The organism is Flavobacterium sp. PS2 (assembly GCF_046250155.1).
In the GTDB taxonomy this organism is placed as follows: Bacteria; Bacteroidota; Bacteroidia; order Flavobacteriales; family Flavobacteriaceae; genus Flavobacterium.
Window position 1 is genome coordinate 2532396 of sequence record NZ_CP176426.1, and the last position, 15328, is coordinate 2547723.

Annotated in this window: 13 protein-coding genes; 11 read left to right on the top strand and 2 right to left on the bottom strand. The window is 35.5% G+C overall.

Annotated features, from left to right (window positions below; genetic code table 11):
* Window positions 1-10: 10 nt before the first annotated feature.
* Together ACJ6WR_RS10895 and ACJ6WR_RS10900 are read right to left on the bottom strand one after the other, a co-directional pair.
* The gene (locus ACJ6WR_RS10895) at window positions 11-358 is read right to left on the bottom strand and encodes a hypothetical protein (RefSeq protein ID WP_039113547.1); all 348 of its coding nucleotides are present in this window, start codon (window positions 356-358) and stop codon (window positions 11-13) included.
* A 175-nt stretch (window positions 359-533) separates the two neighbouring features.
* A complete protein-coding gene (locus ACJ6WR_RS10900; RefSeq protein ID WP_039113549.1) occupies window positions 534-2063 on the bottom strand; it encodes a bifunctional GNAT family N-acetyltransferase/carbon-nitrogen hydrolase family protein in 1530 nt (509 codons plus the stop codon).
* 170 nt (window positions 2064-2233) lie between these two features.
* Here ACJ6WR_RS10900 and ACJ6WR_RS10905 point away from each other — a divergent pair, with 170 nt between their 5' ends.
* The 11 genes from ACJ6WR_RS10905 to ACJ6WR_RS10955 all read left to right on the top strand — a co-directional run bounded on the left by ACJ6WR_RS10905 (window position 2234) and on the right by ACJ6WR_RS10955 (window position 15155).
* Window positions 2234-2569 (top strand): single-stranded DNA-binding protein, encoded by a 336-nt coding sequence (locus tag ACJ6WR_RS10905; RefSeq protein ID WP_086893753.1) that lies wholly within the window; start codon window positions 2234-2236, stop codon window positions 2567-2569.
* Window positions 2570-3333: 764 nt separating this feature from the next.
* Window positions 3334-4989, top strand: a complete 1656-nt coding sequence (locus ACJ6WR_RS10910; RefSeq protein WP_409417799.1) for an arylsulfatase — start codon at window positions 3334-3336, stop codon at window positions 4987-4989.
* Between the two features lie 59 nt (window positions 4990-5048).
* Window positions 5049-6068: an HAD family hydrolase gene (locus ACJ6WR_RS10915; RefSeq protein ID WP_409417800.1), complete on the top strand. Its 1020-nt coding sequence runs from the start codon at window positions 5049-5051 to the stop codon at window positions 6066-6068.
* Window positions 6069-6169: 101 nt separating this feature from the next.
* The gene (locus tag ACJ6WR_RS10920; protein WP_409417801.1) at window positions 6170-6997 is read left to right on the top strand and encodes a transporter; all 828 of its coding nucleotides are present in this window, start codon (window positions 6170-6172) and stop codon (window positions 6995-6997) included.
* 29 nt (window positions 6998-7026) lie between these two features.
* Complete coding sequence (locus ACJ6WR_RS10925; RefSeq protein WP_409417802.1) at window positions 7027-8373, top strand: DUF1214 domain-containing protein; 1347 nt, start codon at window positions 7027-7029, stop codon at window positions 8371-8373.
* A 24-nt stretch (window positions 8374-8397) separates the two neighbouring features.
* The gene (locus ACJ6WR_RS10930) at window positions 8398-9870 is read left to right on the top strand and encodes a DUF1254 domain-containing protein (protein WP_409417803.1); all 1473 of its coding nucleotides are present in this window, start codon (window positions 8398-8400) and stop codon (window positions 9868-9870) included.
* Between the two features lie 32 nt (window positions 9871-9902).
* Window positions 9903-11306 (top strand): DUF1254 domain-containing protein, encoded by a 1404-nt coding sequence (locus tag ACJ6WR_RS10935; RefSeq protein WP_409417804.1) that lies wholly within the window; start codon window positions 9903-9905, stop codon window positions 11304-11306.
* Between the two features lie 54 nt (window positions 11307-11360).
* Complete coding sequence (locus ACJ6WR_RS10940) at window positions 11361-12140, top strand: DUF2490 domain-containing protein (RefSeq protein ID WP_409417805.1); 780 nt, start codon at window positions 11361-11363, stop codon at window positions 12138-12140.
* 12 nt (window positions 12141-12152) lie between these two features.
* Window positions 12153-13553, top strand: a complete 1401-nt coding sequence (locus tag ACJ6WR_RS10945) for a DUF2252 domain-containing protein (protein WP_409417806.1) — start codon at window positions 12153-12155, stop codon at window positions 13551-13553.
* A 117-nt stretch (window positions 13554-13670) separates the two neighbouring features.
* Window positions 13671-14411: a DUF2092 domain-containing protein gene (locus ACJ6WR_RS10950; protein WP_039113560.1), complete on the top strand. Its 741-nt coding sequence runs from the start codon at window positions 13671-13673 to the stop codon at window positions 14409-14411.
* Between the two features lie 18 nt (window positions 14412-14429).
* A complete protein-coding gene (locus tag ACJ6WR_RS10955) occupies window positions 14430-15155 on the top strand; it encodes a DUF6515 family protein (protein WP_123912056.1) in 726 nt (241 codons plus the stop codon).
* Window positions 15156-15328 lie beyond the last annotated feature (173 nt).

Here is a 15328-nt window from a genome sequence, read left to right on the forward strand (position 1 = left end):
TTTTGGGGGGCTAGAGTTCTTTTTTAACAAGCAAAAAATAATCGTTTTCCAAAGAACGGTATCCTTGGTCATATAAAAAATAGTAGGTATTTCCGGTTTTAGTGTCCATAATATTGGTGAAAAAATCAAAATCAAAACCCTTACTAAGCATTTTATCTCTAGTAGCTTTTGATTTTCCGTCGGGATTTAACTCCAATAATATGCGATAGTTTTTGCGTAATTTATTATTTACGTTACGCATAAAATTAGTGCTATCCTTGTTTATTTTATTATTATAGGCATTCCGACAACTGTCAGAGCAGAATTTTTTATCCTCTCGACCTACAATTTTTTCAGAGCATTCCAAGCATGTTTTCATGGATTCACTTTTTTATATTAAACAGCTCAATTACTTTGTTATGATGAGCGAGTCAATAGCTTTTATTTGTTAACATCGTTCCTGCTTTCGCCTTTATCTCTCCACTACGTTACGAGGATATCGGCTCTATCAGGGCTAATGGGGATAATTGTTTTTCTTACCAATCCTGATATTCTTATGGATTTAATTTCTTAATTTCATATAAATCATGTCGGCGGTCTTTTAAAATTCGCACGCTACCATGCTCATGAATATCTTTTAGCAAATCCAGATCCACATCTACAATCAATGTCATTTCCGTATTAGGAGTAGCCTCAGCTTTAATCCCGTTACTAGGAAAAGCAAAATCCGAAGGCGTAAAAACAGCCGCCTGCGCATATTGTATATCCATATTGTTCACCTTTGGTAAATTACCCACACAACCCGCAATAGCCACATAACATTCGTTTTCAATCGCTCTGGCCTGAGCACAATGTTTTACCCTAACATAGGCATTTTGAGTATCAGTCAAGAACGGAACAAACAAGATATTCATACCCTCGTCAGACATAATTCTTGAAACCTCAGGAAACTCAACATCATAACAAATCAGGATTCCTATTTTGCCACAATCAGTATCAAAGGTTTTAATCTCCGAGCCACCTTTCATTCCCCAATGTTGTACTTCGTTGGGCGTTATGTGTATTTTGCTATACATTTCGGATGTTCCGTCACGTTTGCACAAAAAACCCACATTATATAAATTACCGTTTTCCATATACGGCATACTACCAGTAATAATATTAATATTATAAGAAATGGCAAATTCCTGAAAACGCTTACGAATCGGGTCAGAATGTCTGGCTAATTCGCGAATTGCTTCGGCCTCAGATAAATGATTATAATCCGCCATAAGAGGCGCAATAAAGAGTTCAGGGAACAAAGCAAAATCACTTCCATAACCCGAAACAACATCTATAAAAAATTCCGATTGCTCAAAAAGAGCTTCTATATTATTAAGTTGGCGCATTTGCCATTGAATCAATCCAAGTCGGATAATGCTTTTGTCGAGATTAATTAACTTCGGACTTTCATCATAATAAACATTATTCCATTCCAGAAGCACAGCAAATTCCATCGAAGCTTCGTCGCCTTCCAAATAATTTTTCATGATTCGGATAACGTGGAAATCATTACTTAACTGAAACGAAAGAACAGGGTCGTGTAATTCTTTATGTTTTACTTTATCAATATAATTTTTCGGGCTTAATTTTTTGGCGTGTTGCGCGTAATTCGGAATTCGACCAGCAAAAACAATTGCTTTTAGGTTAAGTTGCTCGCATAATTCTTTTCTGGCATCATATAAACGTCTTCCTAAACGTAAACCACGATAATTAGGATGAATAAAGACATCAATCCCGTATAAGATTTCTCCGTTTTTATTATGGGTCGAAAACGTATAGTTTCCTACTACCTGGAGATAATTATGTTTTTTATCAACTAATTTTTCATCGACAATCAGCGATAATGCTGACCCAACCACTTTTCCATCAACAAGAATCACCAATTGACCTTCAGGAAAAATTTCGAGTAATTTCTCAATATGCTCTACCCTCCAGTAAGAGTCGGCCATGGCAGGATAGGATTCTACCATAGAGTTTTTCAACTGTTTGTAGTCCTCAAATTCTAAATTTCGTAATTCTACTTTATTGATTTTGGCCTGCATAATGTGAGATTTTCCTCAAATATAATGAATTATTCCCATTTACAAACGCTTACAAGTAGTTACAACCGAAAGTAAATAGTTACCAACCGATTAACGATACCTACTTGTCGCAACTTTGCCTTGTTGATTTGAGAGACATATCAATATAAAATATTTAAAACATACACGCCATGAGTACATTAAGAAACAAAGTACAGTTAGTAGGAAACGTAGGAAACGATCCAGAAATTAAAAACCTTGAAGGAGGTAAAAAGTTAGCCAATTTAGTAATTGCTACAAATGAAAGATACACTAACGACAAAGGAGAAAAAGTAGAGCAAACCGAATGGCATCGTCTTATTGCCTGGGGTAAGACTGCCGAGATTATCGAGAAATATGTTGTTAAGGGAAAAGAAATTGCTATTGAAGGAAAATTAACCCACAGAAGCTACGATGATAAAAATGGAGAGAAACGTTTTATAACCGAAGTCGTTATAAACGAACTACTTTTATTAGGAAACAAATAGATTACCCATTTATTACTTTAAAGTCCCATGAAACGATTTTCATGGGACTTTTTTTAGCTCTAAATTCTGTTTATCATTTCAGAAAACTTTTTAAACAAAATACTACATCAAATACTACATCTATGACTTTTTTAGAGACAAATTTTAATCATTTCTTTCCATTTACCTGAAAAAAGAGAAAACCACTAATCTGGGATAAATCGTACATATAAAATAAGGATTATAGTTTACATAGCGATTAATTCGCTTTTATTAAGGTTTCATATTTAAAAATGAAACGAAAAAAGCAATTTTTTTGACGTTCCATTTTATAAAATGAAACGAAGGATAGCTCATCTTAGACATGTTGCTCTTTTTTAATATTTAATTTTGATTGCCTTATGATAATTTTAAGAAAATTCTTGTTTCAGATTTTTCAATGAATTGCAAACTAGTAATGTACGTTTTTGGTTTTATTATTTAGGTATCTAACGATAGATGTAATAGTAAACAGGATTTTACAAAAGCTTAAATGCGATGAATGAGAAATCAAAATCAAGAATTAATAATCAAAATAGTAGTAGGCCTTATTTAAGCATATACAAGTTTATTTATATACGCTTTTATGTAACCAATTTTTACTAAGGTTACAAAACGATGATATTAAAGAAGTAAAATAAATGTTGAACATATTTATCCCTTAAGTGACTTGTTAAATAGGGCTTAGGTTCACATTTTTAGTATTTATAAAGCAACAAGGATTATTAACAAATTTTATTATTATTATGAAACAATTATTTAACAAGTGTGGATTAAAAGGCGCAATATTAGTTTTTGCGGCAGGATGTCTTGCAGTTCCCCAGCTGGAAGCCCAAAACAGTAAAAAACCGAATATCCTCGTTATTTGGGGAGACGATATTGGTATTAGCAACATCAGTGCGTATAGCAACGGGTTAATGGGATATAGAACTCCTAATATTGATCGTATTGCAAAAGAAGGAGAACTTTTTCTTCAATATTATGGAGAACAAAGTTGTACTGCCGGTCGTGCAGCATTCTTAACGGGACAACATGGTATTCGTACCGGATTAACCAAAGTAGGTTATCCAGGAGCACCAATGGGTATGAGTCAACTTGATCCATCTATTGGAGGAATCATGAAAAATTTAGGATACGCTACAGGGCAATTTGGTAAAAATCACGTTGGGGATCGTAACGAGAACCTACCAACAGTAAATGGTTTTGACGAGTTTTTTGGAAATCTGTATCACTTAAATGCTGAAGAAGAACCAGAATTGCCGGATTATCCTAAAGACCCGGCATATTTAGCAAAATTTGGACCTAGAGGTGTTTTAAAATGTACAGCTACAAATTCCGATGATGGCACTGTTGACCCACGCTTTGGAAAAATTGGAAAACAAAGAATCGAAGACACAGGACCACTCACTAAAAAAAGAATGGAAACTGTAGATGACGAAACATCTGCTGCTGCAATTGATTTTATAAAAAGACAAAATGCAGCGGGCAAGCCATTTTTTGTTTGGTGGAATGGTACACGTATGCATTTACGTACACACGTAAGACCAGAACATAGAGGTAAATATACGCATGGAGATAGTGAGTATAATGATGGTATGATCGAACATGACATGACTGTTGGAGAACTTTTAAAAGCGTTGGATGATTTAGGAATTGCCGATAATACAATTGTGATGTACTCTACAGATAATGGACCTCACATGAATTCATGGCCAGATGCAGCAATGACACCATTTCGTTCTGAGAAAAATACCAACTGGGAAGGGGCTTTTAGAGTTCCATGTATGATACGTTGGCCAGGCGTTATCAAGCCAGGGACTGTAAGTAATGAAATTGTATCTCATAATGACTGGATGCCAACATTTGCTTCAATTGCAGGTGAGCCAGATTTAACAAAAAAAGCTTTAACTGGATATAGTGCCAATGGTAAAAACTATAAAGTGCATTTAGATGGATTTGATCAGTCGGCTTATTTGAGAGGAACTACACCTAAAAGTGCCAGAGACAAATTCTTTTACTCTGATGATGATGGATTATTGGTAGGAATGCGTCAGGGTGATTATAAGTTTGTTTATGCTGAGCAACGTATGATAGGAACAATGGGGGTGTGGGCAGAACCTTTTACGAAATTGAGATTACAAAAAATATTCAATTTATATCAAGATCCATATGAAAGAGCTGATTTCACTTCTAACACCTATTGGGATTGGATTTTGAATCATGTACAATTGGCATATGGAAATATTGCAGAAGTAGTAACATTTGCTGAAACTTTTGAGCAATTCCCTCCTCGTTCTATACCACCAAGTTTCTCTGCGGCAACTATTATGGAAGAAGTATTACAGGATATCAAATTGAAAAAATCGATACAAAAAGATACTCAATCTTCTAAGAAAAAATAGTATAAAGAAAGATTGGGTCAATAACGGCCCAATCTTTTATAAACGTAATACCCCAGATTATGTATAAAAAAATATATGTATTACCCCTATTCTTATTCCTACTAGTTTCGTGTAAGAACAAAACAGAAGATGCAACTGTAGTTGGAACTTCGGATAAAACAGAAGCAGTTGCAACAAGTGGTGATCCGTTACCAAGTTGGAATGATGGAAAACTAAAAAAAGACATCATAGCTTATGTTGAGAAAGTAACTAAGGAAGGAAGTCCCGACTTTATTCCAGTTGAAAGCAGAATTGCAACTTTTGATAATGATGGAACACTTTGGGCTGAAAAGCCATATGTTCAGGAATTGTTTGCTTTTTACCGTGTTAAAAAAATGGTAGAGGCAAAACCAGAATTGGCTAAAGTGCAACCTTTTAAAGCTGTTGTTGAAAAAGACAAAGATTTTTTTGCCAAAGGAGGAGATAAAGCACTTATAGAACTGGTTGCTGCAACTCATACGGGTATGACCGAAGACCAATTTGAGAGTTCAGTTAAGGAGTTTTTTGCTGGAGCAACTTATCCAGGGAAAAATGTTCCGTTAAAGCAAATTCGCTATCAACCACAATTGGAGTTGCTAAACTACTTACGTGCTAATGGTTTCAAAACATTTATTGTTACTGGTGGAACTATAGAATTGGTTCGTGCGATCTCGGCCGATTTTTACGGGATCCCTAAAGAACAAGTTGTTGGTACCTCTTTCAAATACAAATTTGATGCTGCAACTGGTAATATTACCCGTGAACCAGCTCTTGATTTATTAAATGATAAAGAAGGAAAACCAGTTGGAATCCAATTGCATATCGGGCAACGACCTGTATTTGCTTGTGGTAACGAAGGTGGCGCTGGAGATATCGCAATGCTGAAATATACCCAAGGTAACAAATACCCATCTTTTCAATTATTGGTAAATCACAATGATTCGATAAGAGAATTTAGTTATCAGGAAAAAGATAATGCATCATTGAATGCTGCTGCAAAAAATAACTGGCATGTGATAAACATGAAAGAAGACTGGAAGAAAGTTTTTGCAGACAAATAAGTATTGGTTTTGGTTAGGTTTTAAAGCGATACAGCTTTTTTGTTTGTTTAAAAGCTGTATCCTTTAATTAGTGCAATTAAGAACATTTTAAAATCGTATATATGAAACGTTTTACCCCATTTCTAAAACTTAAATCAGCATTTATTGTAATAGTAGTTTCTTTAACTCATTTTACAGCAAATGCTCAGGAAGAAAAAGCAGGTGCAAGCGCACAGGAACTTGCAGATAAATTGGCTAATCCAGTTGCGAGTCTTATAAGCGTTCCATTGCAAAATAATCTTAGTTATGGTATAGGACCTTTTAATGGATCTAAATATACAATTAACGTACAGCCGGTAATTCCTTTTAAATTAAGTGATAATCTAAATTTAATTACCCGTTATATAGTTCCAATTGTAGATCAAAGAGATATTACAGGTGAAAATACACATCAATTTGGATTAAGTGATGCAACTGTAACCGCTTTTTTTGCACCCAAAAGTGAGAAGATTATATGGGGAGTTGGTCCAGCATTTTTAGTTCCAACCGCAACCGATAAGTTTTTAGGAACCGAGAAATTCGGGATAGGACCTAGTGTATTAATCATGCATCAGGGAAAAGGACTTTCGGTAGGTTTTCTTGCCAACCAAATATGGTCGGTAGCAGGAAATGAAGACCGCGCCGATTTTAATGAATTCTATATACAAGCGTTCCTTTCTCATAGTTTTAAAAGTGGTGCCAGTTTAGGCGCAAATGTAGAAGTAACCCAAAACTGGGAAGGAAAAACAACAACGATATCTTTCAACCCTTCGATAGGAGCAGTAACAAAATTAGGAAGTCAAGTAGTTCAGTTTGCTTTAATGCCATTAATTCCAATAGATGGCCCATCAGAATCTAAACCAGATTGGGGACTAAGAGCAGTATTGGCTTTTGTTTTTCCAGGTTCATAAAATCACTTTTAATTTTAAAAAATACTCACATGAAAAAAGGACTTCTTATATTAGTTATTGGTTTTTTATTTATTAGTTGCAAAAAAGAGGCATCAACTTCAGATGCTACAACGGCGACTACCGAAATTAGCACAGTTCCTACAGATCAGGATATTGTAGATGCATACACTTATTTATACGGAAGATATTTGGTGATCCAACAGGAAAATCATGACATTAATGTAGAGAAAGTAGGATACAATAAAATTAAATACAATCCGCTGGGAACGGCTCAATTTGTAAATCCAAATCTTGATGTAGCCTATCTGGAAGCTTGGCTTGCTGTAGATGCAGATCATGCCGTAATCCTGAATGTTCCTAAAATTGAGGGACGTTATTATACCGCAGAATTATTAAACGGATGGGGAGAAGTAATTGTAAATATCAACAATCGCAATTTTCCTAAAACACCTTACGGGAAATTTGCTCTAGTTTTAAAAGGGACAAATCCTACCATTCCTGCCGATGCTGTAAAAATTGAATTGCCATCTGAAAAGGCAAAAATGCTAGCTAGAGTAGAATTGAAAGGAACGCCAGATATAGCACAAAAACTGCAAAGGCAATTTACACTTACTGTACCCGAAGGAATTAAAATTACACCACCAGTTACCATTCCTGATTTTACTCCTAAAGCACCAATAGGAGGTGAAATATTTGATAAAGTCGAAGAAGTTATTGCTTCATATCCAGATGTAATGCCTAAAGCAAAAGAATATCAGGATAAAGCACTTGCGATTGAAGCATACCGTAAAACAGATGATAAGGCAAAAGCACGTATTGATGAAATAATAAAAACAAAAGCGATTCCAGGATTTTTAGCCGGTGCAAAAGGTTTTGGAACTCAAAAAGGAGGATGGTCAGTATCGTACGTTGCAGGTAATTTTGGCAATGATATTCTGGCTCGCGATATTATTAATTATGGAGGTTTATGGGCAAACCGTAAAGAAGAAGCCGTTTATTTTATCGGATTAATAGATAGTAAAGGTCAACCTTTAACAGGTGATAAAGTATATGAAATAAGATTTCCAAAAGATGCGTTGCCAGAGACTGCAGTTGACGGATTTTGGTCGACAACGGTATATAGTGTACCTGATTACAGAGTGGTTGATAATAAATTAAAACGCTATAACCTGAATAATGTTTCCGGTTTAAAGAAAAATCCTGATGGTTCCTTAAGTATTTGGCTGGCTTCTTCATTACCAAAAGGAGCAATCGAAAGTAACTGGTTACCAACACCAGCAGGAAAAGGTTTTTCACTCAACTTTCGTACATACGTTCCTAAGAAATCGGTACAGGAAGGAAAATGGTTTCCTGCTCCAATAGAACAAATAAAATAATTATCCTGTACAAAAATATAAATCATGAAAAATAAAAGCCTTGTTATTCTAGCAGTTTCTTTGTCAATTTTGACTATCGGATGCGAAAAAAAGACAACACTAAATGCTGCATCCACAACAATTTCGCCATCTGGAACAGAAATAAAAATGGATGGAGAATTACCTTCAAAAGAATCAATTCCCGCATTGTTTGACGAGATGGATTTTCAGCAGGCAACGCAATGTTATCTATGGGGATTGCCTATTGTGGCTTTCGCCGAATGGCAGCATATTCAGTATAAAACATTTAATGCTACGAGCAATGATCTTATTTTTTATAATACATACAATGATCGCTTAGGAATTCTAACAGGAAATGCGACAACACCCTATATAATATCATTTATTGATCTTGCTAAAAATGGACCAACAGTTATCGAAATGCCTGCAGGACATACAGCTGGAGGATTGGGTGATTTTTGGCAGCGCGAGCAGGCCGTAATTGGAGAAATGGGACCCGACAAAGGAAAAGGTGGAAAATATATTCTTGTTCCGCCAACAATGAAAGATTTTAAACCAGTTGGATATTTTATAGTTCCATGTAATACTGTTAATATGTTTTTTGGTTTTAGGGCTCTAGATCCAGATCCTAAAACGACTGAAACTTTAGTAAAACAAGTAAAAATATATCCTTATGCACAACGAGCAAACCCAACGCTGACAAAAGTAGTTAGTCCACCCGCAGGTAAAAAATGGTACGGAATTCAACCAACTGGAATTGCTTATTGGGAACGCCTTCATTCTATCTTACAAGAAGAACCAGTAGAAGAACGTGATCGTTTCTTTATGGCGTGGCTTAAAAATTTAGGAATCGAAAAAGGAAAACAATTTGCTCCAGATGAACGTCAGAAGAAAATTTTAATTGCTGCTGCCGAAAAAGGTCAGCAAATGGCCATGGCAAATTCCTTCAGTAAACGATTTAAGGACGTAAAACACTGGCCAGATAAAAAATGGGATTATGTTATGATTATTAAAGATCCGTCTCAGCATGCAGATAATTATGATGAATTTTTTGAAAGAACATCTTATTTCTATGAAGCTGTTACGTATTCAAAAGCTATGATTACCAAAATGCCAAATGTAGGCCAGGCGTATTTAGGGTCTTATTTTGATAATAATGGAAACTGGTTAGACGGAGGTAAAAATTACACTCTGAATGTTCCTGCAAATCCACCAGCAGTTAATTTCTGGTCGATTACAATTTACGATTCTGCAACAAGATGTCTGATCGATAATCCTCAAAAAAATGCTGACTTATCTTCCCGTAAGGATTTAATAAAAAATACTGATGGATCTATCGATCTGTATTTTGGACCAAAAGCGCCAGCAGGAAAAGAAAAAAACTGGGTGCAAACTTTACCAGGTAAACACTGGTTTACTTATATGCGTTTTTACGGACCAACAGCCGCTTATTTTGATAAAAGCTGGAAAATGGATGATATTAAAGAAGTGAAATGAAAATAATTTAGAAATTTTTTAATTGAAGTAATATGAAAAAAGCACTCTTTATAACAATTGTTCTAATTACTATTTTCTCATGTAAAAAGAAAGACAGATTAAATGATGAAGCTGCGGTAAATATTGTTATTACAAAATCTGCTGATTCGGCAAAAGCAATTGCCAAAGAAGCTTGGATATATGGCTTCCCGTTGGCAATGAATTACAGAAGTATGAGTTTATATGCTTTGGATTCATCTTATCCGGATTATGCTGGAGGGTTTAATAAGTTTAAACATTATGCTAAAAGTTTTACGCCTAAGGATACCGCAGTAATAACGCCAAATAACGATACGCCTTATTCCTGGGCAATTCTTAATCTGGCAGATGAACCAATAGTACTCGAAGTTCCAGATGTATCAGACAGGTATTATTCATTTCAGCTCATCGATTTATATACTTTCAACTTTGCTTATGTAGGAAGTCGTGCTACAGGAACTAAAGCAGGGAAATATCTTATTGCTGGTCCTGATTGGAAAGGCGAAAAACCTAGTGGAATAGACAAAGTAATTCAATCAGAGACTGATTTGATAACCTTATTAGGAAGAACTGAGTTAAAGATGGATCCTAGTGATATCGAAAATGTAAAAAAACTACAATCACAGTATAAATTAATTCCGCTACATGAGTTTACAAAACAGGCTGCCCCTGCGCATAAAGAATATCTTATGCCCTATCAGAAATTTAAACAAGCTGATTTAGATTCGGCAGCCTTTATAGGATTACTCAGTAATCTTTTGCAATACACCTCGGTAAATCCTAAAGAAAAGGAACTAAGAGCAAAATTTGCTAAAATCGGAATTGTTCCTGCTAATACATTCGATCCCAAAGCCTATACCCCAGAAGTATTAAAAGCAATAAATGAAGGAGTAAAGGAAGCGGAAAAAGAATTAAAAGAAGGAACAGATAAACTGGAAAATGCGACAGATTTATTTGGAACCAGAGAAATGCTAAATGGCGATTATCTCAAAAGAGCATTGGGCGCAGCAGCAGGATTATTCGGTAATACCAAAGAAGAAGCTATTTATATCGGGACAAGATCGGATAAAGCAAATAACTTTCTTTCAGGAAAAAATAACTATATAATTCGTTTCCCAAAAGGACAAACGCCACCCGATAAATATTTTTGGAGCATTACCATTTACGAATTACCAAGCAGGTATTTGGTTAGTAATCCCATTAACAGATATTCTATTGGAGACAGAACTACAGGATTGCAATATGAACCGAATGGAGATTTGATTATTTACATGCAACATAATGCTCCAAAAGGAAAAGAGTCCAATTGGTTGCCTACTCCGGCAGATGCATTCTATTATTTAATCCGAATTTATGGTCCAGACGAATCGATATTAAACGGTACATGGAAAGCTCCGCAGCCAGAACTTGTGAAATAAAACTAAGGTAGATTAAGTACTTTTTTAATTATTGAAAACTAATTGAGTAGTTGTATGAACATAACCAGTATTTTGAAAACCATAAGTTTTATAATCGTACTTATTTTTTTGGGTAGCGTAAAAACAAATGCTCAAAAAATGGAACAGAATGTTGCGGCATGGGTTGGTTATGAATTGTATTTACCATTTAAAGAAGATGGAAGATGGGGATTGTTGTTGGAAGGATATTCAAAAGGAAATCAATTTGTATCCGAACTTCAAGGGGCTTTTTATAGAGCAGGAGCCAATTATTATCTTAAAAACGGAAACCGATTAGGAGCAGGTATTGCCTATCAATGGGATTTGCCCTATGATGAGGTCTCCTTACCATACAATAATCCAGATTACAGAATATACGAGCAATTTATTTGGCGTATAGTAAAGAAAGAAGGAAAAGAAGTCTGGTCACAACGTTTTAGGATGGAGCAACGATGGTTAGGAAGAAAAGACGATCCAAATAGCACAAGCGACCATTTTGATTATTACAAATTCGAAAATACGTTACGATACCAAGTACGATATCAATTATGGTTTAAAGAACGATGGGCAGCTGTTGTTTATGATGAGGTTCATATAAGAACCAATGCAGCCAGCAGCGATGAGAATTACTTAGATCAAAATCGATTGTATTTAGGAACTGCTTATAGTCTTGACAAACGGAGAGAAATACGATTGGAAGTAGGATATATGAATCAGATTTTTTGGAAATCGCCCGATACCGAAAGTGGGCTTAGCAGAATGAATCATACGATTAGGATTACGCTTACAACTGATTTGCCTTTTAAACGAAAATAAAAATTAGAAGCTATGATTGACGAATCCAAAGAAACCAACGAAAACATATTTGATTCTGGAATATCAAAAGCAGAGCGATTTGCTAATGGAAAAGCAATTCGTAAAACTACACCGCGCTCCATTCATAGCGAGTGGAAACCCGCCAAAGATAGAGAAGATCCTGTTGCTATATTAATTAATACAAGTGTAGGAAGAGTCGAAAGTTTATTACCTATAAGATATAGTAGGATGATGGAATCTCCATTTTCCTTTTATAGAGGTGCAGCAGCAATTATGGCAGCCGATTTAAAACAGTCCCGCACAACAGGAATAGAACTTCAGCTTTGCGGAGATTGTCATTTAATGAATTTTGGAGGATTTGCGACTCCCGAGCGTCAGTTAGTTTTTGATATTAATGACTTTGATGAAACACTTCCCGGTCCATGGGAATGGGATTTAAAACGACTTGCAACCAGCTTTACAATTGCAGCAAGATGGAAGAATTTTTCTCCAAAAATAAGCAAAGAAGTAGCTCGACTTGTTGCCGAGAGTTACAAAAAACACATGCTTGAATATAGCAAATTATCAGCACTACAGATATGGTATGCTCATATTGATTTAGCCGACTTGATAGACTTAGGAAGTGATGAAGAAATAAAGCAGTTCCAGAAAAAAAGACTAAAAAAAGCGGCAGAATATACTGCCCATGAAAAAGAGTTTGCCAAACTCACGTATCAAGAAGGAAAACGGGCTCGTATTAAAGATGAACCACCACTTATTTATCACCTAACGGGCGAAGAAGGCGAAAATATGCTGAGACAAGCAGAGGCAGTTCATAAAAAGTATATAAAATCATTATCGGAAGATAAACGAATACTCCTAAACCGATATTCAGTACATGATATTGCTATAAAAGTAGTAGGAGTAGGAAGTGTAGGAACGCTTTGCGGGATAAGTCTGTTAATGTCGGGAACTGGCGAACCGATTTTTTTACAATTTAAAGAAGCTAGGCAAAGTGTATTAGAACCTAATTTAAAAACCAAAAGTATTTATAAACATCAAGGAGAACGTATCGTAATGGGACAGAAGTTAATGCAGTCAGCATCGGATATGTTTTTGGGATGGACAGATGGAGAAAGTGGGAAGTTTTTTTACATACGACAACTTCGCGATGCCAAAGTTAAACCTGTTCTTGAGGTTATGAAAGCCAAAAATCTTATGGATTATGCCAAAGCATGCGGATGGGTATTAGCAAGAGCACATGCACGTTCGGGAGATGCTTCGGTTTTATCTGGTTATATGGGTAAAAACAAAGAATTTGCCAATGCGATTGCCGATTTTTCGGTTTCCTATGCCAATCAAAATGAAGCAGATTATAAGAAAATGTTAGAAGCTGTTAAAAGCGGAAGATTACCTATACCAATGGAAAGTTAATTTAATAAGCAAATAAGAAACAAACGTATGAAATGAGCATGACCTTAAATTGGTCGCAAACACCAATGAAGATATGCGAATTACATATGACCGATAAAAATCAATTAATATCTAGATATGAATAGAAAGTTTTTATTTTTAATAGGCTTCTTGATGATGGTTATCTCAACAAATGCCCAAACACAGCGTATAGATTCTACGGCTGTTTATCTCTTGAGCCGAACTACCGAAACCATGCAGGATATAAAGTCTTGTAGTTTTACTGCGGTAACGACTTATGACATTTTAACGAATAATTTAGGACTTGTAAAGCACGCTATTATTGATAAAGTTGCCATTAAGTTTCCAGAGAAAATGAAAGTAACTTCTACAGGAGACAAAGGCAATCGGGCATTGTTGTATAATGGACAAAGTTTAAATTATTATTCCTACGATAATAATACTTATGCTACGACCGCTGCACCAAATTCTGTGATTGAAACAATAGATGATGTTAGCAAAAAGTACGGAATTGAGTTTTCGGCTGCCGATTTTTTCTACCCATCTTTTGTTAGCGATATTCAGTCTTCTAGTGAAGATTTGGTCTTTTTGGGAAAAACAACCATTGACGGAAAAGAATGTTTTCATATTGCAGGGCGTGATAAAACCAAAAGTTTTCAGTTTTGGATAGCAAATGATGATTTGTTTTTACCTCTTAAGATGGTAATAATTTATACAGATCAAAAAGAGAGTCCACAATTTGAAGCAGTTTATAAAGACTGGGTAATAAACGCCGACTTGCCAGACACTTTGTTTGAGTTTAAAGCTCCCCCTAAGGCTACCAAAACAAAATTTGCTCCTAGAGAAAAAACTAAGTAATCACATAAATAGATTCCTATGAAATCATATAAATCAAATAGAATTTCGATATTTATTATGGTATTGTTTGCAATGCTATTAATGATTCCAGAAACAGTTACAGCGCAACGTTTTGGTCATTTCCCACCGCCGCGTCCGATGCCTAGACCAATGCCTCGTCCAGAGCCGATTAGACCAATGCCGCGTCCTGAACCGATTAGGCCGATACCGCCAAGGCCGTTGCCACCACCTCCACACCCGTATCCAAGACCGTATCCGGTACCATTTCATCCTTATCCAGTACCATTTCCATATGCGTATCATCCATTTGTGCCCTATGTTTGGGGGCCAACATGGTATCCTGTAGGTTTCTTTTTGGCAACATTAACCACCGCAGCAATAATTGTATCTGTAGAGAATACAAACTATAATTATGACGATGGAGTGTATTATGTAAAAGAATCTAGTGGGTATAAAGTTGTACCAGCACCAATAGGCGCAACAATATCTGATTTACCCAAAGGATATGTAACAATAACTGTCTCGGGTGCCGAGTATTACTATTATGGAGGAACTTATTATAGTAAAACTTCAGGTAAGTATAAAGTTGTAACAGCACCAGTTGGAGCAGTTGTAACACATCTTCCAGAAGGAGCAGAAGAAAAAACAATCGACGGTCAAAAATACTTGCTTTATAACAATGTGTATTATCAGCCAATTTCTAAAGATGGTCAGGATAGTTACGTTGTCGTACAAGGTAAATAATTGACAGAATGTATTTGTAAAAACTTCCATTGTAAGGGTAAACATGTGTAATTCAGTTTGTAATGGAGGATATTTAATCAAATTTGTTTGGGGTAATTAATAAAATAATTTACCTTTAGGGAAAATACCACTTAATTTTAAGAATGTTTTAACTTAAAAAAACAATATTCTTA

What these genes read in the sequence shown, in the direction of transcription:
- ACJ6WR_RS10895 (WP_039113547.1), bottom strand. Translation starts at nt 358, where the DNA reads ATGAAAACATGCTTGGAATGCTCTGAAAAAATTGTAGGTCGAGAGGAT.
- ACJ6WR_RS10900 (WP_039113549.1), bottom strand. Translation starts at nt 2,063, where the DNA reads ATGCAGGCCAAAATCAATAAAGTAGAATTACGAAATTTAGAATTTGAG.
- ACJ6WR_RS10905 (WP_086893753.1), top strand. Translation starts at nt 2,234, where the DNA reads ATGAGTACATTAAGAAACAAAGTACAGTTAGTAGGAAACGTAGGAAAC.
- ACJ6WR_RS10910 (WP_409417799.1), top strand. Translation starts at nt 3,334, where the DNA reads ATGAAACAATTATTTAACAAGTGTGGATTAAAAGGCGCAATATTAGTT.
- ACJ6WR_RS10915 (WP_409417800.1), top strand. Translation starts at nt 5,049, where the DNA reads ATGTATAAAAAAATATATGTATTACCCCTATTCTTATTCCTACTAGTT.
- ACJ6WR_RS10920 (WP_409417801.1), top strand. Translation starts at nt 6,170, where the DNA reads ATGAAACGTTTTACCCCATTTCTAAAACTTAAATCAGCATTTATTGTA.
- ACJ6WR_RS10925 (WP_409417802.1), top strand. Translation starts at nt 7,027, where the DNA reads ATGAAAAAAGGACTTCTTATATTAGTTATTGGTTTTTTATTTATTAGT.
- ACJ6WR_RS10930 (WP_409417803.1), top strand. Translation starts at nt 8,398, where the DNA reads ATGAAAAATAAAAGCCTTGTTATTCTAGCAGTTTCTTTGTCAATTTTG.
- ACJ6WR_RS10935 (WP_409417804.1), top strand. Translation starts at nt 9,903, where the DNA reads ATGAAAAAAGCACTCTTTATAACAATTGTTCTAATTACTATTTTCTCA.
- ACJ6WR_RS10940 (WP_409417805.1), top strand. Translation starts at nt 11,361, where the DNA reads ATGAACATAACCAGTATTTTGAAAACCATAAGTTTTATAATCGTACTT.
- ACJ6WR_RS10945 (WP_409417806.1), top strand. Translation starts at nt 12,153, where the DNA reads ATGATTGACGAATCCAAAGAAACCAACGAAAACATATTTGATTCTGGA.
- ACJ6WR_RS10950 (WP_039113560.1), top strand. Translation starts at nt 13,671, where the DNA reads ATGAATAGAAAGTTTTTATTTTTAATAGGCTTCTTGATGATGGTTATC.
- ACJ6WR_RS10955 (WP_123912056.1), top strand. Translation starts at nt 14,430, where the DNA reads ATGAAATCATATAAATCAAATAGAATTTCGATATTTATTATGGTATTG.